Origin of the sequence: Streptomyces sp. NPDC052109 (assembly GCF_040680195.1) — a bacterium.
Classification (GTDB): Bacteria; Actinomycetota; Actinomycetes; order Streptomycetales; family Streptomycetaceae; genus Streptomyces.
On the sequence record NZ_JBFAWF010000028.1, the window covers coordinates 53,747 to 79,283 of the forward strand.

At 71.9% G+C, this 25,537-nt stretch carries 24 protein-coding genes and 1 pseudogene; 11 read left to right on the forward strand and 14 right to left on the reverse strand.

Annotated elements, in window-relative coordinates; all coding sequences use genetic code 11:
• Nucleotides 1-26 precede the first annotated feature (26 nt).
• Nucleotides 27-764, reverse strand: coding sequence for a ferritin-like fold-containing protein (locus tag AB0L59_RS36715; protein WP_365591129.1), 738 nt, complete (start codon nt 762-764; stop codon nt 27-29).
• Between the two features lie 407 nt (nt 765-1,171).
• On the opposite strand from AB0L59_RS36715, the gene AB0L59_RS36720 reads away from it, so the two are divergent.
• Together AB0L59_RS36720 and AB0L59_RS36725 are read left to right on the forward strand one after the other, a co-directional pair.
• Nucleotides 1,172-3,661, forward strand: a complete 2,490-nt coding sequence (locus AB0L59_RS36720) for a DEAD/DEAH box helicase (RefSeq protein WP_365591131.1) — start codon at nt 1,172-1,174, stop codon at nt 3,659-3,661.
• A gap of 293 nt (nt 3,662-3,954) precedes the next feature.
• Nucleotides 3,955-4,842, forward strand: a complete 888-nt coding sequence (locus AB0L59_RS36725) for an alpha/beta hydrolase (protein WP_365591132.1) — start codon at nt 3,955-3,957, stop codon at nt 4,840-4,842.
• Nucleotides 4,843-4,898: 56 nt separating this feature from the next.
• Here AB0L59_RS36725 and AB0L59_RS36730 read toward each other — a convergent pair whose 3' ends face one another.
• Complete coding sequence (locus AB0L59_RS36730) at nt 4,899-5,801, reverse strand: NYN domain-containing protein (RefSeq protein WP_365591202.1); 903 nt, start codon at nt 5,799-5,801, stop codon at nt 4,899-4,901.
• Nucleotides 5,802-5,987: 186 nt separating this feature from the next.
• Here AB0L59_RS36730 and AB0L59_RS36735 point away from each other — a divergent pair, with 186 nt between their 5' ends.
• Nucleotides 5,988-6,140 (forward strand): hypothetical protein, encoded by a 153-nt coding sequence (locus AB0L59_RS36735; protein ID WP_099054875.1) that lies wholly within the window; start codon nt 5,988-5,990, stop codon nt 6,138-6,140.
• A gap of 46 nt (nt 6,141-6,186) precedes the next feature.
• Here AB0L59_RS36735 and AB0L59_RS36740 read toward each other — a convergent pair whose 3' ends face one another.
• The 3 genes from AB0L59_RS36740 to AB0L59_RS36750 all read right to left on the reverse strand — a co-directional run bounded on the left by AB0L59_RS36740 (nt 6,187) and on the right by AB0L59_RS36750 (nt 8,537).
• Nucleotides 6,187-6,792 (reverse strand): MarC family protein, encoded by a 606-nt coding sequence (locus tag AB0L59_RS36740; protein ID WP_365591134.1) that lies wholly within the window; start codon nt 6,790-6,792, stop codon nt 6,187-6,189.
• Nucleotides 6,793-6,854: 62 nt separating this feature from the next.
• Nucleotides 6,855-7,712: a PHP domain-containing protein gene (locus tag AB0L59_RS36745; protein ID WP_365591135.1), complete on the reverse strand. Its 858-nt coding sequence runs from the start codon at nt 7,710-7,712 to the stop codon at nt 6,855-6,857.
• A gap of 183 nt (nt 7,713-7,895) precedes the next feature.
• On the reverse strand, nt 7,896-8,537 hold the full coding sequence (locus AB0L59_RS36750; protein WP_365591136.1) for a DUF6758 family protein: 642 nt from the start codon (nt 8,535-8,537) through the stop codon (nt 7,896-7,898).
• A 174-nt stretch (nt 8,538-8,711) separates the two neighbouring features.
• Here AB0L59_RS36750 and AB0L59_RS36755 point away from each other — a divergent pair, with 174 nt between their 5' ends.
• On the forward strand, nt 8,712-9,935 hold the full coding sequence (locus AB0L59_RS36755) for an MFS transporter (protein ID WP_365591137.1): 1,224 nt from the start codon (nt 8,712-8,714) through the stop codon (nt 9,933-9,935).
• Nucleotides 9,936-9,976: 41 nt separating this feature from the next.
• Here the strand turns inward: AB0L59_RS36755 and AB0L59_RS36760 are convergent, their stop codons facing one another.
• Complete coding sequence (locus AB0L59_RS36760) at nt 9,977-10,561, reverse strand: suppressor of fused domain protein (protein ID WP_365591139.1); 585 nt, start codon at nt 10,559-10,561, stop codon at nt 9,977-9,979.
• Nucleotides 10,562-11,046: 485 nt separating this feature from the next.
• Between AB0L59_RS36760 and AB0L59_RS36765 the strand changes: the two genes are divergently transcribed.
• Both AB0L59_RS36765 and AB0L59_RS36770 read left to right on the forward strand, forming a co-directional pair.
• Nucleotides 11,047-12,174: a magnesium and cobalt transport protein CorA gene (locus AB0L59_RS36765; RefSeq protein ID WP_365591140.1), complete on the forward strand. Its 1,128-nt coding sequence runs from the start codon at nt 11,047-11,049 to the stop codon at nt 12,172-12,174.
• A 23-nt stretch (nt 12,175-12,197) separates the two neighbouring features.
• The gene (locus AB0L59_RS36770) at nt 12,198-12,713 is read left to right on the forward strand and encodes a hypothetical protein (protein WP_365591142.1); all 516 of its coding nucleotides are present in this window, start codon (nt 12,198-12,200) and stop codon (nt 12,711-12,713) included.
• Nucleotides 12,714-12,839: 126 nt separating this feature from the next.
• Here AB0L59_RS36770 and AB0L59_RS36775 read toward each other — a convergent pair whose 3' ends face one another.
• Complete coding sequence (locus AB0L59_RS36775) at nt 12,840-13,583, reverse strand: hypothetical protein (protein ID WP_365591143.1); 744 nt, start codon at nt 13,581-13,583, stop codon at nt 12,840-12,842.
• A gap of 226 nt (nt 13,584-13,809) precedes the next feature.
• Here AB0L59_RS36775 and AB0L59_RS36780 point away from each other — a divergent pair, with 226 nt between their 5' ends.
• The 3 genes from AB0L59_RS36780 to AB0L59_RS36790 are packed head-to-tail and all read left to right on the forward strand — an operon-like array spanning nt 13,810 to nt 16,868.
• Nucleotides 13,810-15,099, forward strand: a complete 1,290-nt coding sequence (locus AB0L59_RS36780) for a CBS domain-containing protein (protein ID WP_365591145.1) — start codon at nt 13,810-13,812, stop codon at nt 15,097-15,099.
• The gene (locus AB0L59_RS36785; RefSeq protein ID WP_365591147.1) at nt 15,089-15,691 is read left to right on the forward strand and encodes a DUF1003 domain-containing protein; all 603 of its coding nucleotides are present in this window, start codon (nt 15,089-15,091) and stop codon (nt 15,689-15,691) included. Before AB0L59_RS36780 ends, AB0L59_RS36785 begins: the two co-directional genes overlap by 11 nt.
• Before the next feature lie 43 nt (nt 15,692-15,734).
• A complete protein-coding gene (locus tag AB0L59_RS36790; protein WP_365591148.1) occupies nt 15,735-16,868 on the forward strand; it encodes an Mrp/NBP35 family ATP-binding protein in 1,134 nt (377 codons plus the stop codon).
• A 75-nt stretch (nt 16,869-16,943) separates the two neighbouring features.
• Here the strand turns inward: AB0L59_RS36790 and AB0L59_RS36795 are convergent, their stop codons facing one another.
• From AB0L59_RS36795 to sigE, 5 genes are all read right to left on the reverse strand, one after another.
• Nucleotides 16,944-17,609, reverse strand: coding sequence for a hypothetical protein (locus AB0L59_RS36795; protein ID WP_365591150.1), 666 nt, complete (start codon nt 17,607-17,609; stop codon nt 16,944-16,946).
• 238 nt (nt 17,610-17,847) lie between these two features.
• A complete protein-coding gene (locus AB0L59_RS36800; RefSeq protein WP_365591152.1) occupies nt 17,848-18,291 on the reverse strand; it encodes a sec-independent translocase in 444 nt (147 codons plus the stop codon).
• 84 nt (nt 18,292-18,375) lie between these two features.
• A complete protein-coding gene (locus tag AB0L59_RS36805; RefSeq protein ID WP_365591203.1) occupies nt 18,376-20,241 on the reverse strand; it encodes a trypsin-like peptidase domain-containing protein in 1,866 nt (621 codons plus the stop codon).
• A gap of 530 nt (nt 20,242-20,771) precedes the next feature.
• Entirely contained in the window at nt 20,772-21,791 is a 1,020-nt protein-coding gene (locus AB0L59_RS36810) for a zf-HC2 domain-containing protein (protein ID WP_365591153.1), read from the reverse strand.
• A complete protein-coding gene (gene sigE / locus AB0L59_RS36815; RefSeq protein WP_365591204.1) occupies nt 21,788-22,498 on the reverse strand; it encodes an RNA polymerase sigma factor SigE in 711 nt (236 codons plus the stop codon). The genes AB0L59_RS36810 and sigE overlap by 4 nt, the downstream gene beginning before the upstream one ends.
• 234 nt (nt 22,499-22,732) lie before the next feature.
• Between sigE and AB0L59_RS36820 the strand changes: the two genes are divergently transcribed.
• Nucleotides 22,733-23,431 carry an O-methyltransferase gene (locus AB0L59_RS36820; RefSeq protein WP_365591205.1) on the forward strand — a complete coding sequence of 233 codons (699 nt, stop codon included), beginning with the start codon at nt 22,733-22,735 and terminating at the stop codon, nt 23,429-23,431.
• Between the two features lie 85 nt (nt 23,432-23,516).
• Here the strand turns inward: AB0L59_RS36820 and AB0L59_RS36825 are convergent, their stop codons facing one another.
• Nucleotides 23,517-23,684, reverse strand: a complete 168-nt coding sequence (locus AB0L59_RS36825; protein ID WP_069778857.1) for a DUF3117 domain-containing protein — start codon at nt 23,682-23,684, stop codon at nt 23,517-23,519.
• 371 nt (nt 23,685-24,055) lie between these two features.
• On the opposite strand from AB0L59_RS36825, the gene AB0L59_RS36830 reads away from it, so the two are divergent.
• On the forward strand, nt 24,056-24,859 hold the full coding sequence (locus tag AB0L59_RS36830) for an enoyl-CoA hydratase-related protein (protein ID WP_365591155.1): 804 nt from the start codon (nt 24,056-24,058) through the stop codon (nt 24,857-24,859).
• A 15-nt stretch (nt 24,860-24,874) separates the two neighbouring features.
• Here AB0L59_RS36830 and AB0L59_RS36835 read toward each other — a convergent pair.
• A pseudogene (locus tag AB0L59_RS36835) lies at nt 24,875-25,536 on the reverse strand (GNAT family N-acetyltransferase).
• Between the last annotated feature and the right edge of the window lies 1 nt (nt 25,537).

Below are 25,537 nucleotides of genomic sequence, written 5' to 3' on the forward strand. Positions count from 1 at the left end.
ACCCGCCCGACGGGACGTACCCGTTCTCAGGCAGCGAGGCCCAGCGCGGCCATCCGCTTGGTGTGCGCCTCGGTGATCCGCGAGAACATCCTCCCGACCTCCGCGAGATCGAACCCGTCGGCCACCCCGCCCACGAGCATCGTCGACAGCGCATCCCGGTCGGCGACGACCCGCTGGGACTGCGACAGCGCCTCGCCCATCAGCCGCCGCGCCCACAGCGCCAGCCGGCCGCCCACGCGCGGGTCGGCGTCGATGGCGGCCCGCACCTTCTCCACCGCGAACCCGGCGTGCCCGGTGTCGTCGAGGACGGCGAGGACGAGCTCACGGGTGTCGGTGTCGAGCCGCGCCGCGACCTCCCGGTAGAAGTCGCTCGCGATCGAGTCGCCGACGTACGCCTTGACCAGGCCCTCCAGCCAGTCCGAGGGCGCCGTCTGCCGGTGGAAGCCGTCGAGTGCGGCGACGAACGGGTCCATCGCGGCGGTCGGCTCCTCGCCGATCTCGGTCAGCCGGTCCCGCAGCCGCTCGAAGTGGTGGAACTCGGCCGAGGCCATCTTCGCCAGCTCCGCCTTGTCCGCGAGGGTCGGCGCGAGCTTCGCGTCCTCCGCGAGCCGCTCGAACGCCGCCAGCTCCCCGTACGCGAGCGCGCCGAGCAGGTCCACGACGGCGGCGTGGTACTGCGGGTCGGCGGAGGCCTGCGCCCAGTCCTGGGCGGCGACGCCCGTGGGCACTGCGGAGTCGTTCTCAGGCTTGTCAGAGCTAGTCATGAGGCGCACAATAGCCCGCTCGCGTGGCGTCGGAAGGTCCCGCCCGATCAGTGTGACCACCATGACGTGACCAAATCGGCCATCACATGTGCGCGGATCCGGGGTATGGTGGTAATGCGCCTGCCTGAGTGCGCCGACGGTGTTCGACGTCTCGCGACAGGCCGCACGCATGAGGATGCCCGGTCGGTGGCCCGATCGGCTCCGACCCGACAGCCCTCCCTGGCCGTACGGCACAGTACGTACGACGACCGGAGGGACACCCTCAGCGGTACGAGCGCTAGAGCGTCGGCAGAGGTCCCGTGTCATACGGCTTGCCTTGAGTGGTTCGTCCGTACGGCAGCCGACGTACCCCGGCACGGTCAGACATGACCCCCGCGCTCGCCTCGCGCCGCACACACAGAAGAGGCATGACCCTGACTACGACGTTTCGAGAACTCGGAATCCTTCCCGAGACCGCCGAGGCCCTGGAGGCCGTCGGCATCATCACTCCCTTCCCCATCCAGGAGATGACGCTTCCCGTCGCCCTCTCGGGCACGGACGTCATCGGCCAGGCCAAGACCGGCACCGGCAAGACGCTGGGCTTCGGTCTTCCGCTCCTGGAGCGCGTCACCGTACCCGCCGACGTGGAGGCCGGACGCGCCGCCCCCGAGGCCCTCACCGACGCCCCGCAGGCGCTCGTCGTCGTCCCCACGCGCGAGCTGTGCACCCAGGTCACCAACGACCTGCTGACGGCCGGCAAGGTCCGTAACGTGCGCGTGACCGCTATCTACGGCGGCCGGGCCTACGAGCCCCAGGTGGAGGCGCTGAAGAGGGGCGTCGACGTGGTCGTCGGCACCCCGGGCCGCCTGCTCGACCTCGCGGGCCAGAAGAAGCTGAACCTCAAGCACGTCAAGTGCCTGGTCCTCGACGAGGCCGACGAGATGCTCGACCTGGGCTTCCTGCCCGACGTCGAGAAGATCATCGACATGCTGCCGGTCAAGCGCCAGACGATGCTGTTCTCGGCGACCATGCCGGGCGCGGTCATCGGCCTCGCGCGCCGCTACATGGCGCGGCCCACGCACATCCGCGCCACCGCGCCGGACGACGAGGGCGCGACGGTCGCGAACATCAAGCAGTTCGTCTACCGCGCGCACAACATGGACAAGCCGGAGATGGTCGCCCGCATCCTGCAGGCCGAGGGCCGCGGACTGGCGATGATCTTCTGCCGTACCAAGCGCACGGCCGCCGACATCGCCGAGCAGCTGCAGCGCCGCGGCTTCGCCTCCGGCGCGGTCCACGGCGACCTCGGCCAGGGCGCCCGCGAGCAGGCGCTGCGCGCCTTCCGCAACGGCAAGGTCGACGTCCTCGTCTGCACCGACGTCGCCGCACGCGGCATCGACGTCGAGGGCGTGACCCACGTCATCAACTACCAGTCCCCCGAGGACGAGAAGACGTACCTGCACCGGGTCGGCCGCACGGGCCGCGCGGGCGCCAAGGGTACGGCGATCACGTTCGTCGACTGGGACGACATCCCGCGCTGGCAGCTGATCAACAAGGCGCTGGAGCTGGACTTCAACGACCCGGTGGAGACGTACTCGAGCTCCCCGCACCTGTTCTCCGACCTCGGCATCCCCGAGGGGACGAAGGGCACCCTGCCGCGCTCGGAGCGGACCCGCGCCGGTCTGGACGCGGAGGAGCTCGAGGACCTCGGCGAGACCGGCGGGCGTGGCGCACGTGGCCGTGGCCGTGGTGGCCGGGGTGAGCGCGGTGACCGTCCCGAGCCCGGCACCGCCGAGCGCGAGCGTACGAGCCGTACTCCGCGCCGTCGCCGTCGCACCCGCGGCGGAGCACCGGTCGACGCCGCGACGACCACCGCGGTGCCCGCCGCCGAGTCCGGCGCCTCCGAGGCCACCGGCGCGGAGGAGTCAAGGGCTCCCCGTAGCCTGCGCCGCCGTCGCCGTACCCGCGGCGGGGCGCCGGAGCAGCCGGTTGCCGCTGCCGAGGCCGCCGTCGAGACGGTGGACACGGCGGAGGGCCCGGCGGAGCTGGATACCCCTCAGCCGGAGATCACGGAGAAGCCGCGCCGCCGCCGTACCCGCAAGTCGGCGGAGCCGGCCGTGACCGAGACGGCACCCGAGATCGCCGCGCCCGCGGCGGAGGCGACGCCTGTGGCCGCCGAGTCCCAGGCCGAGACCGCGCCGGTGGAAGCACCGGAGGCCAAGCCGCGCCGCCGTACGCGCAAGACGGCGGAGCCCGCCGCCGAGACGGCGGTCACCACGGCCGAGGGCACGGAGGCCAAGCCGCGCCGCACCCGCAAGACGGCCGCCACCGCGCCGGAGACGACCGAGGCCCCCGAAGCCGAGGCCAAGCCCCGCCGCACCCGCAAGACCGCCGCCACCGTCACCGAGGCAGCACCGGCGGACACGGAGCCGGAGGCCAAACCCCGCCGCACCCGCAAGGCGGCCGTCACCGCCGAGGCCACCGCCGACACCGCGGAAGGCACGGAGGCCAAGCCGCGCCGCACCCGCAAGACGGCCGCCACCGCGCCGGAGACGACCGAGGCCCCCGAAGCCGAGGCCAAGCCCCGCCGCACCCGCAAGACCGCCGCCACCGTCACCGAGGCAGCACCGGCGGACACGGAGCCGGAGACCAAGCCGCGCCGCACCCGCAAGACGGCCGCCACCGCGCCGGAGACGACCGAGGCCCCCGAAGCCGAGGCCAAACCCCGCCGCACCCGCAAGACCGCCGCCACCGTCACCGAGGCAGCACCGGCGGACACGGAGCCGGAGGCCAAACCGCGCCGCACCCGCAAGGCGGCCGCCGCGGAGATTCCGGCGCAGGCCACCGCTGAGCCGGAGGCCAAGCCGCGCCGCCGTACCCGCAAGGCCACGGCTGCCGTCGAGGTCGGCGAAGCCTGATCCGGCACGCGTACCCCGTACACAGACGGCCCGGTCCACACATGTGGACCGGGCCGTCGCGCATCCGCCCCCACGCCCGACGCCGCATCCGCCCGCCTCGCCACCCGGCGCGGACGGCTGCCCCACCCGCAGCACCCCACGGACCGCGCGCCACGCGGCTGCGGGCAGCCTGCCGTCGGGGGCGCACGGATCGGCGTGCGGTGCCCCGCCTGCGCCGACGGCGGCCCCGTCGGCGCCCGGCCGCGGCGCAGGGCGCCCGTCCGCTGCCGGCACCGCCCCGGTAGCCTCTCCCCATGAGCAGGCCCGCCACCTTCCTCCCGCCGCCCGGTGCCCGTGCGTACGCGTTGCGGACCGCGCGCGGTGAGTTCGCCGTCGTCGACGCTCCCGTGGCCGACGGCGTCGAGCCCCGCGGGATCGCGCTGCTGCTGCCGGGGTTCACCGGGAGCAAGGAGGACTTCAATCCGCTGCACGTTCCGCTCGCGCGGCGCGGGTACCGGACGGTGGCCGTGGACGGGCGCGGGCAGTACGAGTCGGACGGGCCCGAGACCGACGAATCCGCGTACGCCCAGCGGGAGTTGGCGCTCGACGCGCTGGCGCAGGCCGAGGCGCTCGGACCGCCGGTGCATCTGCTGGGCCATTCCCTCGGCGGCCAGATCTCCCGTGCGGCCGTGCTCACCGACCACAGGCCCTTCCGGTCGCTCACCCTCATGGCCTCCGGCCCCGCGCAGATCTCGGAGTCCCAGCAGCAGCGCGTGAAGCTGCTGCGGGACGCCCTCGCGGTGATGGACATGGCGGAGGTCTGGGACGCGATCCAGGCGATGGAGACGCCGGAGGACACCGAGACGGCGGCGCTCGACGGCGGTCTCGACGAGCGGGACGACCTGCGGCGCCGCTGGCTGGGCACCCGGCCCGCCCAACTCCTCGCCACTGGGCGCCAGTTGTGCACGGAACCGGACCGCGTAGCGGAACTGGCCGCCGTACCGCTGCCGTTCCACGTCCTGTCCGGCTCGCGGGACGACACCTGGCCGCTGCCCCTGCTGGACGACATGGCGCTGCGGCTGAACGCACGGCGGACGGTGATCGAGGACGCCGAGCACTCCCCGAACACCGACCAGCCCCTCGCCACGGCGCACGCGCTCGCCGACTTCTGGGACGAGGCGGGGTCGCGCCAACGACCCTAGGACCCGTCGTCCGACTCCCGCCTGCCCCGCGCCGCACGCACTCTCGCCGCCCGGGCCTAGTACTGCGCCTGCAGGTGCCCCCAGAAGCCGTCCCGGAGGGCGCGGCGCAGGTCGGCCTGGCCGCGCAGGGAGTACTGGAGCAGACCCTCGGCCTCCACCAGCAGGTCCTGGTCGACGGAGCCGGGGAGGTAGGGGTGGCCCGGGAGGAGCTCGGCCAGCGCCTCGCGGCCCCGGGCGACCAGCCACATCGCCGCGATCTGGGCACCGACGAAACGGACGTCCTCGCGGGTGGGGCGGACGCCGCCGGTGGCCTCATAGGCGGCCGTGCGCCGGGAGACGTAGGGCTTGAAGAACTCGAGGTCGAGGGTGCGCTGGCTGTCGACCTCCCAGAGCAGGGGCTCGGCCTGGTTGCGGCCTTCGGGGGCCTCGATGCCCCACAGGTGGACGCGGGCGCCGTACCCCTGCGCCGCCTCGACCGCCGAGACCAGGTCCTCGTCGCCGCCGAGCAGGGCCGCGTCGCTGATGGCTCGGTGGCGGGCCAGTGACTCCAGATCCGTACGGATCAGGGAATCCACGCCCTTCTGCTGGTTGTTGGCGTTGAGGTTGCCCAGGCGGACCTTGACGTCGGGGAGTTCGGCGATGGACTGCTGTTCCGCGGTGTGGATACGGCGCCGGGCGCCGTCGTACCAGTAGACGCGCAGCAGCCGGCTGTCCGCGAAGATCGTGCGGGCCTTGTCGATCAGCGCGTCGATCAGGCCCTCGGCGTCGAGGTCGAAGGCCCGGCGGTCCTCCGTACCGGTGACCAGGCGGCCCGCGGCCGCGTAGAGGTAACCGGCGTCGACGAAGATCGCGTGGGTCGAGGGCGTCTTCGCCACCTCGGCGAGCATGCGCTGCAGCAGCTCGTTCGTGCGGTCGATGCGCCCGCCCAGGGCCGCGAGGTCGTCGTTCATCGCCTCCATTGTCCCGGTGGTCACGCTGCGAACACAACCGTACGCTTACCCGTCGGTAATTAGGCGTTCGAAAAATTTCTTTAGAGAAGGGAATGTTTGTAACGAGCAGCACGTTGACTATGAACGAGACCGGATACACATCCGGTGCTCCGAGTAGTTCTCCGCAGGAGGATGACCAGACGAAGGGAGAAGCCCATGCGCTTCGAGATCATGCGACTCGACGAGGTCGACGGCACCACCGTGGACAGCACCGTCGTGGACGCCGCCTCCGTCAACCGGATCGTTCAGCAGGCCGCCGCCATCGGGCAGCGACTGTGGATCCGCCCGGCCGAGACCCAGGCCTCGTAACGGGCAGCCCACTCAAGCTGTCCGGGGGAGCCGAGCCGACGAGGGCTCAGCTCCCCCGGATGACCTGAGTGATCCCGTTGATGATCTGCTGCACGGCGATCGCGGAGAGCATCATGCCCGCGAGCCGTGTCACCAGCACGACACCGCCGTCCTTGATGACCCGGATGATCAGCAGCGAGTAACGCATCACCAGCCACAGCACGACATGGATCGCGAGGATCGCGGACCACACCGAGATCTGCGAGGCCATGCTGCCGGCCTTCTGCACGGCCAGGATGACGGACACGATCGCAACGGGACCGGCCAGCAGCGGCATGCCCAGCGGTACGAGCGCCACGTTCACGTCCTTGGTCTGCTTCGGCTCGTCGGTCTTGCCGGTGAGCAGGTCGAGCGCGATCAGCAGGAGCAGCAGACCGCCCGAGATCATCAGCGCCGGGACGGAGACGTGCAGGTAGTTCAGGATCTGGTGGCCCAGGACGCCGAACGTGGCGATGACCCCACCGGCCACGCACACGGCCTGGAAGGCCATGCGCTTCTGCACCTTGGCCGGACGGCCGGCGGTCAGGGCGAGGAAGATCGGGGTGATCCCAGGGGGATCCATGATGACAAAAAGGGTCAGAAACAGTGAGCCGAAGACAGCGATGTCGAACATGGTGGGGCAGCAGGCCTTGCAGAAGAAGTGATACGGGCGTGAGTCGGTGAGGCGGTCCGGCCTCAGGCTCCGCCGGCCCCCGGGACCGGGAACGCCCCGGTGGCCCGTCGCGTGATCTCCCCGTACACCTCGGGGTCGGTCGTGTACGCGCCCAGCGTCACGGTCTTGCGGCTGCCGTGATAGTCCGAGGAGCCCGTGACCAGCAGGTCCAGGTCCTTCGCCAGGGCCCGCAGCCGGTCGCGGGCGTCGGCGTCGTGGTCCATGTGGTCGACCTCGACGCCGTCGAGCCCGGCCTCGGCCATCTCCGCGATCCGCGCCTCGGGGACCGTACGCCCACGCTTGGCGGCGGCCGGGTGCGCGAACACACAGACCCCGCCCGCGTTCTTGACCAGCCGGATCGCCTCGAAGGGGTCGGTCTCGTGCTTCTCCACGAAGGCCCGGCCGCCGTCGGCGAGCCACTCCTCGGTGAACGCGTCGCTCACCGTCGGTACGACGCCCAGCTCGACCAGCGCCGTCGCGACATGCGGGCGCCCCACGGAACCGCCGGCCGCGATCCGCTCGACCTGCTCCCAGGTGACCGGTACGCCCAGCGCGTTGAGCTTGGCGACCATGCCCTTGGCCCGCGGCACCCGGTCGTCCCGCACCAGCTCGCGCTCGGCGAGCAGCGCGGGCTCCTCGGGGTCGAACAGGTAGGCCAGCATGTGCATCGAGATGCCGTCGATGCGGCAGGACAGCTCGGCGCCGGTGACCAGGGTGAGCCCCTCGGGCAGCGCGGCGATCGCCCCGGCGTGCCCACGGGTGGTGTCGTGATCGGTCAGCGCGACGACGTCCAGCCCGGCAGCGGCGGCGCCCAGCACCAGCTCGGCCGGGGTGTCCGTACCGTCGGAAGCCGTGGAGTGACAGTGCAGATCGATGCGCACGGTGACTCCAGACGGGGACGGCTACGGAAGGGGACACCTAAGGATAGCGGGGTTTTGAAGTCCGGCTGTCACACCCGCAGCCGCTGAGCACCCCCTACTGGCCCCACCTCAAGGGACGCACGGAACCGCGCGAGCAACCACTACCGACCCGCACGCCGCCGACGCACGCCACCCCTGTGGGCGTCACGGCCGGAGCAAGCGCGGCGACAACGCGCCGCACGGCACCAGGTCCACCTCCGCGCCCACGTCCCGCAGATCGGTGAGCACCAACTCGTCGTACATGAGCAGGCCGGACTGCTCCGGCCACATCACCGCCCAGAGCCACATCCCGAGCGCCTCGCCGGCGAAGACCGCGCGGTCGTCGGGGGTGCGGTAGACGTGCCAGAGCGGGGTGGGGCGGCCGGCGGCCAGGACCTTGGTCTGCGGCGGCTTCTCGATGTTCATGTACGACCCCGGGTCCGGACCGTCGATGCCCGCATACCGCGCGCCGAGACCGACGCCCAGTTCCTCCGCGACCAGGATGAGTTCACCGGGGCCGCCGAGCGGGCCGGGTCCGGAACAGGCGACGGCGGTCGCGCGGCCGCCGCTGCGGTCGTCGCCGGCGTAGGCCACGCCCGTGAAGAGCCAGCCGACCGGGATCGGCCAGGGCATCCACAGCGGGACGTGCGTGCGGTGCACGACGGCACCGAGGGCTTCGACACTGGGCGGGATCACGGGCTGCAGCGGATACACCGTGCCGTGCACATCACACTGCCACGAATCGGCGAAGAGACCGGGCGCCCTGACCCGGCCACCACACCTCGGGCAACTGGGTTCGCCCCTCATAGGGCTCCACGGTCCTACCCCGGCCCGCCCACGTCAAGGACGATCACCCGTCCGGACCGAAGACCCCGACCGGGCGCCGCCGGCCAGGCAGAACTAGATGCATCTTGCATTAATTAGATGCACTAACTTACTATGTGTATAAACCAACCATCTCTGCGGGACGGGAGAAAGCGGATGGACTCCTTCGATGCCGGAGCCGGCGGCATCCTGCGACAGCCCAAGGCGGTCTGGGCCACGGCCGGCGCCTCCGTCGTGGCCTTCATGGGCATCGGCCTGGTCGACCCGATCCTGCCGTCCATCGCACGGGGCCTCGACGCCACCGCCGGCCAGGTCTCCCTGCTCTTCACCTCGTACTTCCTGATCACCGCTGTGGCGATGCTGCTGACCGGCTTCGTCTCCAGCCGCATCGGCGGCCGCAAGACCCTGCTGCTCGGCCTCGCCTTCGTGGTCGTCTTCGCGGGCCTGGCCGGCACCTCCGGCTCGGTCGCGCAGCTCGTCGGCTTCCGGGCGGGCTGGGGCCTCGGCAACGCGCTCTTCGTCTCGACCGCCCTCGCGGTCATCGTCGGCGCGGCGGCCGGCGGCAGCGCGGCGGCGATCCTGCTGTACGAGTCCGCGCTCGGCCTCGGCATGGCCTGCGGCCCGCTGCTCGGCGCCGTCCTCGGCGACGTCAGCTGGCGCTACCCGTTCTTCGGCACGGCCACGCTGATGGCGATCGGCTTCCTGTGCATCGCGGCGTTCCTGAAGGAGCAGCCGAAGCCGGCCCGCAAGACCTCGGTCCTGGACCCGATCAGGGCGCTCGGCCACGGCGGCCTCGCCTCGGCGGCGGTCTCCGCCTTCTTCTACAACTACACGTTCTTCACGGTGCTGGCCTTCACGCCGTTCGTGCTGAACATGTCCCCGTACCGGTCGGGCGCGGTGTTCTTCGCCTGGGGCGTGCTGCTGGCGGTCTTCTCCGTGGTCGTGGCGCCGCGCATGCAGGCGCGCCTCGGCTCGCCGAAGGTGCTCGGCGGCTCGCTGGTGCTGCTCGCCGCGGACGTCCTGGCGCTCGGCTACGGCAACCACACCGTCGCGATCGTCTGCACGATTCTGTCCGGCGCGTTCATCGGCGTGAACAACACCGTCTACACCGAGCTGGCCCTCGGCGTCTCGGACGCGCCGCGCCCGGTGGCGAGCGCGGGCTACAACTTCGTCCGCTGGTTCGCGGCCGCCGCCGCGCCCTACTTCGCGCCGAAGATCGAGGAGTGGACCGACATCCACATCCCGTTCGTGGTGGCGGCGGTCACCGCGGTGCTGGGCGCGGCCGTGGTCGCCGTGCGGCGCCGGGCGCTGACCCAGGAGGCGGAGGAGCTGGAGCCGCGGCACGCCGCCGAGGACGGTGTCACCGCCTTTGCCAACTGACCGATTCCGGGCTTGCGTTGGTGAGATCGGTCACTGCCGGTTCAGTCGAGCGTGACGGACCCGCGGGCCGGATCCCTCAGGTCCGTCCCGTTCGCGAGCCAGCGCTCCTGGAGGGCCTGGGCTCCGTGCACCCGCTTCCAGGCGGCCTCGTTCGGGGTCATCGGCAGCAGCGGCAGGAACCGTACGGGCTCCATCGGGTCGTCCAGCTCCAGGTCCTCCACCAGACCGCCGGGCTCGCCCACCAGGACCGAGGTGAAGGGGGCGGCCGGCCACAGCGGGTCACCGACGTCCAGCGAGGCACCGGGCGCCACGATCAGGCCCTCCACCTGTGGGGACGCGGCCAGTACGGCGAGCGGGCGCAACACCTTGTCGGTGTCGGCGAGGCCCGCGCGGACGGACAGGACCAGCTCGGCGCGGGGGCCCTCGACCGGGTCGGCGACCATCGCGTTGGGGTCGGTCATGGGGTGCGCGGACATGCCGAGGGTGGCGTACCGCACGACGTCCCCCTCCTGGAACCGGAGCACCTCGATGCGGTCCGTGCCGAGGAAGGTGACGGCCGCGCGCGCGTCCGGCTCGCCCAGGGCGGTGGTCAACCGTGCCTCGACCAGAGGAAGAACATCAGCCATGCGGCGAGCATAGAACTCGTCAGTGGCGGGCAAAGCGGCGCCTTGACAGTTCGGGCGGCTGCTACGCTGAGCCGGTGGTTCGGGACAGCACGTAGAAGCGTCGCCATCGAGTCCCGACGCCGAGGACACTCCCTTACGAGGGACCGGCCGGAGGAGGTGGGGCTGTCATGGATCGAAGTCGACCGTGCAGTACCACTCGCTCTTCCGCCCGCTGATGTAGTCACTGGCTGGTTTCCGGCTGTCTGCCGCCTTCCTGTGCGCGTTGCCCTTCGGAAGAGCACTTCGTTTCGCTTTGCCTGATCGTCTGATCACCCGATCTGTCTGATCGCATCAGTTCTGCATCAGTAGCGAAGTCGCCACCGCGACGGTGCGGTGCTCCCCGCTTTGTGGACGTGCCAAACATCCCACAGTCAGGACGTCCCCATTCCGGGTAGTTCCACCCGTCGCCGGCGGTCTTTCGTTGCCTGTCGCGAAGGAGCCTGCCCATGTCGATGATCCGCGACCTGCGCGCCGTGGTCCGTCCGTCCCGCGTCTCGCTGCGCAAGGACACGAGCACGTCGAACGCCTCGTACGACACCACGCGTGACCCCGCCACCCCGTCGGCCGTCGTCGACTGCGCCGTCTACCGCGACGGCGCCCGGGTCGCGAGCGCGGGGCCGCTCAGCCCGCACGAGGCGATGCGGCTGGTGCGGCGCGACGGCGGCTTCGTGTGGATCGGGCTGCACGAGCCGACCGAGGCCGAATTCGCCGGTATCGCGAGCGAGTTCGGGCTGCATCCGCTGGCCGTCGAGGACGCGGTGCAGGCCCACCAGCGGCCCAAGCTGGAGCGGTACGACGACTCGCTCTTCACCGTCTTCAAGACCATCCACTACGTCGAGCACGACCGGCTCACCGCCAACAGCGAGGTCGTCGAGACCGGCGAGGTCATGTGCTTCACCGGCCGGGACTTCTTCATCACGGTCCGGCACGGCGGCCAGGGCTCGCTGCGGGCGCTCAGGCACCGGCTGCAGGACGACCCGGAGCTGCTCGCCAAGGGCCCCTCGGCCGTGCTGCACGCCATCGCCGACCATGTCGTCGACGGCTACATCGCGGTCGCCGACGCGGTGCAGGACGACATCGACGACGTGGAGACCGAGGTCTTCTCGCCGGGCCGGGGCGGGGTGTCCCGCGGTGTGGACTCGGCGCGGATCTACCAACTCAAGCGCGAGGTGCTGGAGTTCAAGCGGGCGGTGGCACCTCTGCTGCGCCCGATGCAGCTGCTGAGCGAGCGGCCGATGCGGCTGGTCGACCCCGACATCCAGAAGTACTTCCGGGACGTCGCCGACCACCTCGCCCGGGTCCAGGAGCAGGTGCTGGGCTTCGACGAACTCCTCAACTCCATCCTCCAGGCCAACCTCGCGCAGGCGTCCGTCGCCCAGAACGAGGACATGCGCAAGATCACTGCCTGGGCCGCGATCATCGCCGTGCCGACGATGGTGTGCGGGGTGTACGGCATGAACTTCAAGTACATGCCGGAGCTGCACTGGAAGTACGGCTACCCGGTGATCATGGGCATCACGGTGGTCATCTGTGTCGGCATCCACCGCACGCTCAAGCGCAACGGCTGGCTCTGAGCGGACCTGGATAGGCTGAGCCCATGACAAGCGAGCTGCTCGACCGGGCCCTCATCGAGGAGGCCTCGAAGAAGTCCGGCCTCATCTGGGTCAGGGGCGCGGGCAGCCCCGCCGCCCGTGCGCTGTGGCACGTGTGGCACGAGGGCGCGGTGTGGCTGGTCGGCGGCGGGCCCGGCGAACAGCCGCTGGAGGGGCTGGTCGACGGGGGCACCGCCGAGGTGACCGCGCGCAGCAAGGACAAGGGTGGCCGGCTGGTGACGTTCCCGGTGACCGTGTCGGAGCCGGCCCCCGGCTCCGAGGAGTGGGAGGCGGCCGTCGCCGAGCTGAAGGGCAAGCGCCTGAACGCCCCCGACGGCGAGGAGATGCCGGCCCGCTGGGCGCGCGAGTGCCGGGTGCTGCGTCTGGCTCCGGCCGGGTCTGTCATGCCGTTGCCGTCCGGCAGCTTGGCGGAGGCGCCGGTGCCCACCGCGGCGACCACGCGGATGCCGATCCCGGCGGGGCTGCCGAGGCTGCTCTCGAAACGCCGGAGAAGGAAGTAGCGCCGAGGCCCGGGAAGGTCCGGTACCGCCCGGAGGCACAGCAGGGGCCGAGCGCCGTTGCGGCGGAGGAGAGTCGCCGGGGTTGCGTGGAGCCGGTGTCGGCGCCGCCTGGTCCCGTCGGCTCTCCTAGGACGCCGGCAGCTGCCGGCCGTAATCGACGGTCTCACCCTTTGCGGGCTCGGCCACGGCGAAGTCCTTACCCCAGTCGGCGAAGCTGAGGGTCCCGGCCCCGCCGGCGCGGACCAGGCGGAGGGGGTAGGGGGTGCCCTCCAGGGAGACGTCGAGGCTGCCTCCGGAGCCCTTGTCCGCGCTGATGCGGATGGTGCGGGTACCCGCCTCGTCATGATGGCCGTCCGTCGCCAGCGTCCCGTGCAGGGTCAGCAGTCCGTCGAGGAGGAGGTCCTTGTCCGTGAAGCCGCTGAACTTCTTGTACGCGGGGTCGCCCTGCGGGACCTTGACGTACTTGCCGTTCAGCTTGCCGGCCGCGCCGTCGCCCTTGCCGCCGGCCTGGTTCCAGAAGTCCGCGTCGGCCTTCAGGTACAGCTGCCTGCCGACCCGCAGCAGCTTGAAGGTCGCCCCCTTCGAGGTCACCGAGCCCGTCCCGCCGTCGTCCTTCAGCCGCATGTCCAGCTGGTACGTCCGGCCGCTGGTGACCACGGTCCCGGACAGCCGTACCGCCGACGCCCCCTGGGCGGCGGCCCGGGTCTTCGCCTGGATCCTGTCGGCGGGCAGCTTGCCTACACCGTTCGTCCCCGCGTCCGGATCGTCCGCGCCGCACCCGGTCAGCACCGCCGAACCCGTCACGGCGAGTGCGCAGAGCGCGGTCACCAGCGCGGCCCGGCGGGTACGGCCCTGGGGAATCGCAGTCACAGGTGGGGTCGCCTTTCTGACGGTTCCTGAGCGGCGTACCGCAGCGTACCGGTGCCTCGGCCGCCGGGCGGAGCGAGTCCGTCCGGACCCCCCACCGGGGCGTATCCGACCGGTACGGGCTAGCCTGAAGCGCACCCGAGCGGGCAAATCCGAGCAATTCACAAGCAAAGCGGAACACCCCAGTAAAGGGCGATTCCCAGGCCACATCAGCAGAGGAAGCAGAGCCATGGCAGCCGGCGCCCCCCGGATCTTCGTCTCGCACCTCGCCGGGGTCCCCGTCTTCGACCCGAACGGCGATCAGGTCGGCCGTGTGCGCGACCTGGTCGTCATGCTGCGCGTGGGCCGCAGGCCCCCGCGCGTCCTAGGACTCGTCGTCGAGCTGTCCACCCGGCGCCGTATCTTCCTGCCCATGACCCGGGTCACCGGTGTCGAGTCCGGGCAGGTCATCACCACCGGTGTGATGAACGTCCGGCGCTTCGAGCAGCGGCCCACCGAGCGGCTGGTCTTCGGCGAGCTGCTGGACCGGCGGGTGACGCTGGTGGAGACCGGCGAGGAGGTCACCGTCCTCGACGTCTCCGTGCAGCAGCTGCCGGCCCGCCGCGTGTGGGAGGTCGACCGCGTCTTCGTGCGCAAGGGGAAGAAGGCGAGCGCCTTCCGGCGGGCCAAGGGCGAGACGCTGACCGCCGAGTGGTCGGCCGTCACCGGCTTCTCCCTGGAGGAGCACGGCCAGGGCGCCGAGAGCCTGCTCGCCACCTTCGAGCAGCTGCGCCCCGCCGACCTCGCCAACGTCCTGCACCACCTCTCCGCCAAGCGGCGCGCCGAGGTCGCCGCCGCGCTGGACGACGACCGCCTCGCCGACGTCCTGGAGGAGCTGCCGGAGGACGACCAGATCGAGATCCTCGGCAAGTTGAAGGAGGAGCGCGCGGCGGACGTCCTGGAGGCCATGGACCCCGACGACGCGGCCGACCTGCTCTCCGAGCTGCCCGAGGACGACAAGGAGCGGCTGCTGAGCCTGATGCAGCCGGCCGACGCGGCCGACATGCGCCGCCTGATGTCGTACGAGGAGCACACGGCCGGCGGTCTGATGACCACCGAGCCGATCGTGCTGCGCCCGGACGCCACGGTCGCCGACGCGCTCGCCCGCGTCCGCAACCCCGACCTCTCCCCCGCGCTCGCCGCCCAGGTCTACGTCTGCCGCCCGCCCGACGAGACCCCGACCGGAAAGTACCTGGGCACGGTCCACTTCCAGCGGCTCCTGCGCGACCCCCCGTACACGCTGGTCAGCTCGCTCGTCGACGACGATCTGCAGGTCCTGTCCCCGGACGCCGCGCTGCCCGTCATCGCCGGGTTCTTCGCCACGTACGACATGGTGGCCGCGCCCGTGGTGGACGAGGCCGGGGCGCTGCTCGGCGCGGTGACCGTGGACGACGTACTGGACCACATGCTGCCCGAGGACTGGCGGGAGACGGAGTTCCATCTGGACGAGGGAGAGGAGGCGGCCACGCATGGCTCCTGAGCGCGAGAGCACCCGCGAGCGCACCCCGGCGGGCGCCACGGCCGCCACCCGGCCGCGTGCGCCCCGCCTGGACCAGCCGCGCCCGCCGCGCCACCGGTTCCTGCCCGAGTGGGACCCGGAGGCCTTCGGCCGGCTGTCGGAGAAGATCGCCCGGTTCCTGGGCACGGGACGCTTCATCGTCTGGATGACGGGCGTGATCATCGTGTGGGTGCTGTGGAACATCGCCGCACCCGTCGCCCTGCGCTTCGACCAGTACCCGTTCATCTTCCTGACCCTGGCGCTGTCCCTGCAGGCCTCCTACGCGGCCCCGCTGATCCTGCTCGCGCAGAACAGGCAGGACGACCGCGACCGGGTCAACCTGGAGCAGGACCGCAAGCAGAACGAGCGGTCCATCGCCGACACCGAGTACCTGACCCGGGAGATCGCCGCGCTGCGGATGGGCCTGGGCGAGGTCGCGACCCGCGACTGGATCCGCTCGGAGCTGCAGGACCTGGTCAAGGAGCTGGAGGGCAGACGGCGCCACGACGGGCATGTCGTATTCCCGGCGGAACGGGCAGAGCGGTCTCCGGGACGTGACACAGACGACCGCTGAGGGGCATCCCTCAGGCCCCTCGGCGCGCCGTACCATCGTCCTTATGGCTACGGAAGACGCGGTGCGCGAGGCACTGGCGACGGTGAACGACCCCGAGATCAACCGACCCATCACCGAACTGGGGATGGTCAAATCGGTGGAGATCGGCGCGGACGGAGCGGTCGCGGTCACCGTGTACCTGACGGTCTCCGGCTGCCCCATGCGCGAGACCATCACCCAGCGCGTCACCGAGGCGGTCTCCGGGGTCGAGGGCGTCACCCGGGTCGACGTCACGCTGGACGTCATGAGCGACGAGCAGCGCAAGGAGCTGGCCTCCGCCCTGCGCGGCGGTCAGGCCGAGCGCGAGGTCCCCTTCGCCAAGCCGGGCAACCTCACCCGCGTCTACGCTGTCGCCTCCGGCAAGGGCGGCGTCGGCAAGTCCTCGGTCACCGTGAACCTGGCCGCCGCCATGGCCGCCGACGGCCTCAAGGTGGGTGTGGTCGACGCCGACATCTACGGCCACAGCGTGCCGCGCATGCTGGGCGCCGACGGCCGTCCCACCCAGGTCGAGAACATGATCATGCCGCCGTCCGCGAACGGTGTGAAGGTCATCTCCATCGGCATGTTCACCCCGGGCAACGCCCCGGTCGTCTGGCGCGGCCCGATGCTGCACCGCGCGCTCCAGCAGTTCCTCGCGGACGTCTACTGGGGTGACCTGGACGTCCTGCTGCTCGACCTCCCGCCGGGCACCGGTGACATCGCGATCTCCATCGCCCAGCTGATCCCGAACGCCGAGATCCTGGTCGTGACGACGCCTCAGCAGGCGGCGGCCGAGGTGGCCGAGCGGGCCGGCTCCATCGCGGTCCAGACCCACCAGAAGATCGTCGGCGTGGTCGAGAACATGTCCGGCCTGCCCTGCCCGCACTGCGGCGAGATGGTCGACGTTTTCGGCACGGGCGGCGGCCAGACGGTCGCCGACGGCCTGACGCGTACGACCGGTACGACGGTGCCGGTGCTGGGGTCGATCCCGATCGACGTCCGCCTCCGCGAGGGCGGCGACGAGGGCAAGCCGGTCGTCCTGACCGACCCCGACTCCCCGGCGGGCAGCGCCCTGAAGGCCATCGCCGGCAAGCTGGGCGGCCGCCAGCGGGGCCTGTCGGGGCTGTCCCTGGGGATCACGCCGAAGAACAAGTTCTGAGGCACGCACCCGCACCCGCACACGTACCTGAGGCACTGCGGCGAAAGGGCGCCGAAAACGACCGGCGCCCTCTTGTCACGCGTAAGCGGAAACGTCCTTCACCACGGCGAATCCCAGCCCGTACGCGCTCATGCCCCGCCCGTACGCCCCCAAGTGGACCCCGGCCTCGGTCGTACCGGCCAGCACCCAGCCGAACTCGGACTCCCGGTAGTGGAAGGAGGCCGCGACCCCGTCCACCGGAAGAGAGAGCCTGGACCACTCCGGGCCCTCCAGATCGTCGGCCAGGGCCCACGCGGTCTCCGTCTGCTGGTCCAGCCAGTCGTCCCGCAGGCTGTGGTCCATCTGCCCGGGCCAGGTGAACGACAGCAGCCCCACCCCGGCCAGCCACGCCGCCGAGGACACCGACGTCGCCTCCAGCAGCCCCGTGCCGTCGGCGCTCCTGCGGGACGGCTGCGCGGCGACCGTGACGACCACCGCGAACTTCTCCCGCGGCTCACCGGCGGAACCGGCCTCGCCCCGCACGGACGGCTCGTCACCGTGCCCGATCGAACCGTGCTCGACGGCACCGTCGGCCGCCGTACCGACCTGCATCAGCCAGCGTGGCCCGGTGAACGCCTCGTCGAGGCCATACCACGGGAAGGGCGCCCGCAGGTAACCGTCGACCGTACGCCGGGCGGAGGGGAGCTGCTGAGCACCCTCCGCGGCCGGCGTCTGCGCGCCCACCCGACTCGTCGTCTCCATCTGCCCGGACGCCTCCTCGCTCTCGTCGGACCGGGGTGGCCCGCCCCCCATCGGGCGTACTCGCCGGTCCGCACAACAACTCGGCAGCATAGCCACACCGGTGAGAGCCGCAGGGCAGGCGCTGGATGCGTGGGTCGCACGAACGACCTGTTCAGGCCGTATGCGACGGGCGCGTGCTATGAAACGCGTCACGTGCGCGGGGTGCGCCCGCGTGCGCGTGTCGGCGTCGGGTGTGCGCCTAGGTGGCGTCCGCGTCGAACGGCGGCCGCTCGTCCTGCTCGGGGTCCTCGGGCTTCTTGATCATGTCCACGCGCCCCGAGGAGGCCGAGGACGAGGACGACGACGCGGAGGCCTCGGTGTCGTAGCTCTTGACCGCGTCCGTGACCTCGGCCATCTCCTTCTTCAGGTCGAAGCCGTTGCGGATCTCCTTCAGCCCCAGATCGTCGTTGTCCAGCTGCTTGCGGATGAACGTCTTGGGGTTGAGGTCCTCGAACTCGAAGTCCTTGAACTCCGGGCCCAGTTCGCTGCGGATGTCCTGCTTGGCACTCTCCGAGAACTCGCGGATCTTCCGGATCGTGCGCATGACGTCCTGGATGACCTTCGGGAGCTTGTCCGGACCGAAGACGAGCACGGCGAGCACGATGATCGTCACCAGCTCCAGTGGTCCTATGTCATTGAACACCTGACGCTCCTTGCGATGTCCTCGGTCGCTCAACGGTACCCGGCGTTGCTGTCCGACCGGTACCGTCCCGAGGTGAGACTTCTGTCAGTCCTGCTCCGCTGCGCCCAGCCGGAGCGGGACCTGGCGGTCGGTGCCGTCGCGTCGGACCGTCAGCCGCAGCCGGTCGCCGGGCCGGTGGGCGCGGATCTTGACGATCAGCTCCTCGGCCGAGTGCACGCGCTGTCCGTCGACCTCGGTGATGACGTCGCCGGCCTTGAGACCGGCCCGCTCACCCGGACCGCCGCGGGTCACGGCGGGGCCGCCGTCCGCGCTCTTGCCGTCGATACGGGCGCCGTCGCCGGTGTACGCCATGTCGAGGGTGACGCCCATCACCGGGTGGGTGGCACGGCCGTCGTTGATCAGTTCCTCGGCGACGCGCTTGGCCTGGTTCACCGGTATGGCGAAGCCGAGTCCGATGGATCCGGCCTGGCCGCTGTCCGAGTCGGAGCCGCCGTCGGCGGACCGGATGGCGGAGTTGATGCCGATCACCTGCGCGCGCGAGTCGAGGAGCGGGCCGCCGGAGTTGCCCGGATTGATGGGGGCGTCGGTCTGCAGCGCGTCGACGTACGAGACGTCACTCCCGTCGCCCTTCTCCCCGCCGGCCGTGATGGGCCGCTCCTTGGCGCTGATGATGCCGGAGGTGACGGTGTTGGCGAGGTCGAAGGGGGCACCGATGGCGACCACGGGATCTCCGACTCGCACATCGTCGGAGTTGCCGAGGGGCAGCGGGGTGAGCCCGTGCACGCCGTGGACCTGTACGACGGCGAGGTCGTAGCCGCTGTCGTGACCCACCACCGTGGCCTTGACGGTGTCACCACTGCTGAACGTCACGGATATCGAGCCGTCCGAGCCGGCGGGCGCGACGACGTGGTTGTTGGTGAGGATGTGGCCCTGGGTGTCGAGCACGAAGCCGGTGCCGGTGTCCGCCTGGTCGGTCCCGGTGACGTGCAGGGTGACGACACTGGGCAGGGCGCGTGCCGCTATTCCGGCCACGCTGTCCGGCGCGCGCCCGGCGGGCACGCGTCCGGCCTGCGGCAGCCGGACGCCACCGCCCAGGCCCTCCCGCTCGACCCAGGCGCCGGCGACCCCACCGATGCCGGCGGAGACGAAGGCGACCATGAGGCTCCACACCACGACGAGCCGCTTCGCCCGCCGACCGCGCTGCTCCTTCGACAGCACCCCGGCACCGGTCTGCTGCAACGCCCCCGGCCCGAACACCTGCTCCGCCGGAGACCCGACACCCCAGGGGTCATAACGCCCGGCAGCGCCCCCCACCGCGCCGGGGGCCGCCGAGGGGTCTGTGGGGGTGGGGGTGCCGGGGATGGCGCCGGGCGCGAGAGTGCCCACTGCGGGGGCGGGGGTGGAGATACCGGGGGCGGGGGCGCCAGGGGCTTCGCTCGCGGCCATGGGGATGTCCGCGCCGGGCGCGCCGGTGGAAGCGATACCGGGGGCAGGTGCGCCGGTGGGTGGGATACCAGGGGCTGGGGCTCCGGTGGGAGTGGGGATGCCGGGGGCGGGGGAGCCGGTGGAGGGGATATCGGCGGCCGTAACACCTGGGGCTGGAGGTCCCGCAGTGGGAGGGGCGGCTGCGGATGAGCCGGAGGGCGGGAGGGAGGTGCCGCTGGCGGGCGCTCCCGGGGCGGGTGTGCCGGGCGTGGGTGGGTGGATGACGGCGGGGGCTCCGGGGACGGGAGCGCCGGGCGTGGGGGTGCCTGGTGCGGGTGTGGACGGCCCCGGCTCAGGGGCTGCAGTCCCGGGTGCGGATGCCAGGGGTGCTACTGCCGGTGGTGGCGCCGGCGCGGAGGGGGCTGTCCGGGCCTGGGGGGCCGCCGGGTGCTGTACGGGCGGTGCGGGCGCCCAGGGGCCCGGCTCGCCGTACGGCGGGGTGCCGTAGGGGTCCGGGTCGTGCAAGGGCCTGGGCCGGTCGGTGGGAGCCGCCCAGGCGGTTTCCCCGGGCTCCGGTGAGACGACGGTCCCCGCGGTGCCGTCCGCCTCACCGCCACCCGTCGGTCCCACCGCCGGCGCCGGCTCGGCCAGCACGAAGTCGCCGCCGGCCTCGGCCGGTGCACCGGCCGGCTCCGCTTCGGGGGCCTGCGTCGGCGACGGCGTGCCGGCCGGGCGTGCCAACTCGAAGTCGGCCGAGGCGAATTCCGCCGATCCGACCCCAGTGCGCTCGCCGCCGGCCCGCTCGCCCGTGTCCTGCGCCTCGGTCCGCCCCGCGGGCTTCCGCGGCGCAGCGTCGGTCGGCGTCGCCCCCGCCGGTCCCTCCGGCCCTATCTCCGGCGGGACAGGGTTGCCCTCGTTCATGCTCTCCCCACGGCTGGCCGCGGCCGCGCGCTTCGGCGGCGGCAGCGGAACGTCGACTACGCCCCCGGGTCATCGCCGCGGGAACGGCCCTCACCGGATTCAACCAGGTTCACGGGCCGGGGCGTAGTGGCCGGTCAGGGGGTCGGGTGAGGTGTGGAGGGGGACGGTGTGGCGGCTGGGGTGGTGTCGGGGACGGTGGCGGTCAGCAGGCCGGAGCCGGTCACCCCGGGGACGGCGGACCAGGCGGTGAGGGGGTAGACCACGGTGTCGTCGAGCGGACGTATCAGCGGGGAGACGGCGGCCGCACCGGCCAGCACCGGCGCGGTCAGGCTGCGCAGGGCATCGCTCTGGACCTGGCCGGCGCTGGGCGCCGGCAGTCCGGGAACCAGCGGCGCGGACATCGAGGTCGGTGCCGCCGTGATCGCTCCGAGCTGGCTGCCGCCGCCCTGGGCGGGCAGCGGCCCCACCGCGCGACGACGCTGGCTGTCGGGCGTTGCGGCGCCCGCACCCGTGCCGGCCGAGCGTGCCGGAACCACGTTGTTACCGGTGCCGGAGCCGCCCCGGGCGTCCGCGGCGGTGTCGCCGGGGATACCGGGGGCCACGCCACCGAGGGCGACCGCGGCCAGCGACACCGCGCCGGCGGCGGCGACCGCGAACCGCAGACCGCGCCAGGCGGAACGGCCGTCGTCCGGGCGCCCGACGGGATGGATGCGGAAGCCGCGCTCCTCGGGTACCGGGACGGAGCCGTGCGGGCGGGCGGGGACGTACCCGAACGCGAAGCGCTCGCCGCGCCTCACTCCGAAGACACCGGAGGCCGCGGCGGTTCCGGCGGTGTCGTCGTCGATGCCCCGTCCGAAGAGGGCTCCCCCCGGCGGCGACATGCCGTCGCCGTCCGGGTCACCTCCTCCGGGCAGGCCCTGGAGGCGGGCCAGCAGGCTCGCCGAGGGCGGCGGGGGGGCCGCCTCCGCGAACACGTTCTTCAGCCGGCGCTGGGCGTCCGCCTCCGCCTTGCACCGGGCGCAGGTGGCCAGGTGCGCGAGGACCCGCTCACGCGACTCATGACCGAGCTCACCGTCCACCAGGGCGGAGAGCCGGTCTCCCAGGTGCTGCTCGGCGAGACGCGCCCCCACGGGGTTGGGTCGAGATCCACTCACGCCGTCGCGCCCCCTCCCCCCAGAGCGGGGACACGGGCCAGGAACGAGCGCCGCTCGGCCGCGCGGGCCTCGGGGGAGCGGTGCGCGAGGGCCTTGCGGAGCTGGGAGCGGCCACGGTGGATACGGGAGCGGACCGTGCCGAGCTTCACGCCGAGGGTCGCGGCGATCTCCTCGTAGGACAGTCCCTCGATGTCGCACAGGACGACGGCGGCGCGGAACTCGGGCGCGAGGGTGTCCAGGGCCTGCTGGACGTCGGCGTCGAAGTGCGCGTCGTTGAAGAGCTGCTGGGGGGTGGGCTCGCGGCTGGCCAGGCGCTCGGCCGCGTCCTCGCCGAGGGCGTCGAAGCGGATGCGCTGCTTGCGCCGCACCATGTCCAGGAACAGGTTGGTGGTGATGCGGTGCAGCCAGCCCTCGAAGGTGCCTGGCGAGTACGTCGACAGGGAGCGGAAGACACGGACGAAGACCTCCTGCGTGAGGTCCTCGGCGTCGTGCTGATTACCGGTCAGGCGGTAGGCGAGGCGGTAGACACGCGCGCTGTGGGTGCTGACGATCTCCTCCCATGTGGGCGGAGCCCACGCCTGCCCGTCCGCGTCGGTGGAGAAGGTCGCGGTCTGGGTCTCGCCTGCGGCGAATCCGGCGTGGTGGTCAGCAGCGGTGTCGGTCACGGATTTCGGCCTGCCCGCCGACCCGAGGAAGCGCCGCAGCACTCCGCCCCGGTCTCCGGGCGCAGCCGCACCTCCCCTGTCGGCTCTGGTGGTGTCCAGTGGAGCCCCTACCATAGCCACCTCGCCCGTTAGCTCCGGATAAGCGGTTTTACGAGAATTTGATACACGCTGATACGGCTCATGCGGCTGCGTCAGCAGTTGCTCGGCGTCCTGGTCCACCGCTTACCCCCCGTCGCGCATCCGGGCACCGTCTCAACCGTGTAAACGTCCAGTCCCATCTGCGGGTTCCCGACGCCAACGGATACAGTCACGCCCAGGAATTCACGGGGACGGGAGAGGGTCATTACCGGCAACCGGCAGACGAGCTGGGCGTTCGCCGACGCCTTTGTCGCCGAGGACGAAGCGCTGCGGTGGGCCCGCGACCGGGCCCGCGAGGCAGGGCTGCGCTCGGTGTCGCCCGGCACGGGCGCCGCGCTGCGACTGCTCGCCGCCTCCGTGGACGCGAAGGCGGTCGCGGAGATCGGCACGGGCTGCGGGGTGTCCGGAATTCATCTGCTGCACGGCATGCGCCCGGACGGGGTGCTCACGACCGTCGACCCGGAACCGGAGCACCAGCAGTTCGCCCGGCAGGCGTTCCGCGCCTGCGGTTTCGCCAGCAACAGGGCCCGCTTCATCCCCGGCCGCGCCCTGGAGGTACTGCCCCGGCTCGCGGACGCCGGCTACGACCTCGTCTTCTGCGACGGCGACCGGCTGGAGTACCTGGACTACCTCGCTGAATCGTTGCGTCTGCTGCGGCCGGGCGGCCTCGTCGTCTTCGAGGGCGTCTTCGCCAACGGCCGTACGGTCGACTCCGGACCGCAGCCGACGGAGGTGCTGCGGCTGCGCGAGCTGCTGCGTGCCGTGCGCGAGAGCCAGGAGCTGGTCCCGTCGCTGCTGCCGGTGGGCGACGGACTGCTGTGCGCCGTGAAGCGCTGACCGCCCCGCCGGGGGCGGGACACGCGGCTGCCCCGGCACCGCGTACGATGCCGGGGCAGCCGGAAGTGCTTCGATCGCCGGGACGTCAGCCGGCAACGTCCTGGAGGGCGTCGCCGAGCGCCTTGGCCTCGTCAGGGGTTAGCTCGACGACGAGTCGACCGCCGCCTTCGAGCGGAACGCGCATGACGATGCCCCGCCCCTCCTTGGTCACCTCGAGCGGGCCATCACCCGTCCGCGGCTTCATGGCCGCCATGCTCGTTCCCCTTCCTGAAACCAGCTCATCGTCTGCCGAGAGCCCTGGGAGGGCATCCGCGGTTCCGGAACGGACACGCGACACCGGCATCGAACACATTGCTTCTTGGCCATTATCCCGCATCGCAGGACCCGATGACCAACATCAGTCGGCATCGCTTGGGCAACGCGCGCGAGCAAAACCACCCAATTCGGGGATGTGGCTGCGATACTGCACCGCCGCACGGACATCCGTCGGCCGGCCCCCCTCCTGTTTTCTTTGATGCAGGTCACACGTCCGGTCCGGCTCTTGGACGGCGAGCTCCGCCATGCTGTCCTTCGTACAGGGACGTACTGAGCGGTACGTCATCCGCGAACCCGAGGGGATGCGCCATGGCCGACACCGTGCTCTACGAGGTGAGCGACGGACTCGCGACGATCACGCTGAACCGCCCCGAGGCGATGAACGCGCTGAACGTCGCGACCAAGGTCGCCCTCCGGGAGGCGGCGGAATCCGCGGCCGGGGACACGGCCGTACGGGCGATCCTGCTGACCGCCGCCGGGGACCGGGCGTTCTGTGTCGGCCAGGACCTCAAGGAGCACATCGGGCTGCTCGCGTCCGACCGGGAGACCGGCTCCGGACAGACGATGAGCACGGTCAGGGAGCACTACAACCCGATCGTGAAGGCCCTCGCCGGTGCGCCCAAGCCGGTCGTCGCCGGGGTGAACGGGGTCGCCGCCGGGGCCGGTTTCGGCTTCGCGCTCGCCGCGGACTACCGGGTGGTCGCCGACACGGCCGCCTTCAACACGTCGTTCGCGGGCGTGGCCCTGACCGCCGACTCCGGGGTCTCCTGGACCCTGCCCAGGGTGATCGGCCCGAGCCGCGCCACCGATCTGCTGCTCTTCCCGCGCAGCATCAGCGCCCAGGACGCGCTGGAGCTGGGCATCGCCAACCGGGTCGTACCCGCCGCCGAGCTGCGTGCCGAGGCCGAGAAGACGGCGCGGGCGCTGGCCGGGGGGCCGACGGTGGCGTACGCGGCGATCAAGGAGGCGGTGGCCCACGGCCTCACGCACTCCCTCGCCGACACCCTGGAGAAGGAGGACGAACTGCAGACCCGGGCCGGTCGGTCCGAGGACCACGCCATCGCCGTACAGGCCTTCGTGAACAAGGAGAAGCCGAAGTACCTCGGCCGGTAGGACCGGCGCGCGGCCCTATGGCCTGTCGTCGAACCGGGGCGCGGTGAACAGGGCCTCCGCGCCCACGGGCCGGTAGCCGGCCGCCTGGAAGGCGCGCACGCTGCGGGCGTTGCCGGGGGCCTGTTGCGACCAGACCCACCGGCCGGGCGGGACGAGGTGCCGGGCGGCCGTGGCCAGTGCCCGGCCCAGGCCCCGGTGGCGTACGTCCTCGTCCACCTCGATCGACGTCTCCCAGCGGCCCGCCACGCCCCGGCCCAGGACGAGCACCCCGCCGTCGGTCGCCCAGACCCGGACGTCGTCCCGGGCTCGCGGGCGGCGTGCACGCGCGGATGGTCCGGGTCGGCGAGTTCCCGCAGCATCAGCGGAGGCTCGCCGGGCAGCGAGCCGGCCACCGTGAGCAGGTCGACGGTGCCGGTCGACCGGCCCGTGCGGTCCAGGAACGCGGCCAGGAAGCGGGGGTGCAGCGTCGCCGCCAGTTCGTCGCAGTCGAGGGACGCGAGCGTGCCGCGCACCCACTGCGGGTCCTCGTCGGTGAAGACGACCGAGTGCGCGGTGAAGGCGATCACTCCGGCGTCGCGATGGCTGGGCTGCGGCACCACGGTCGTACCGCCGTCGGGTGCCGGGAAGCGGCCGCGGGCCGCCGCGTCCAGGAGGTCGGCCAGGGTCCGGGACGGCACG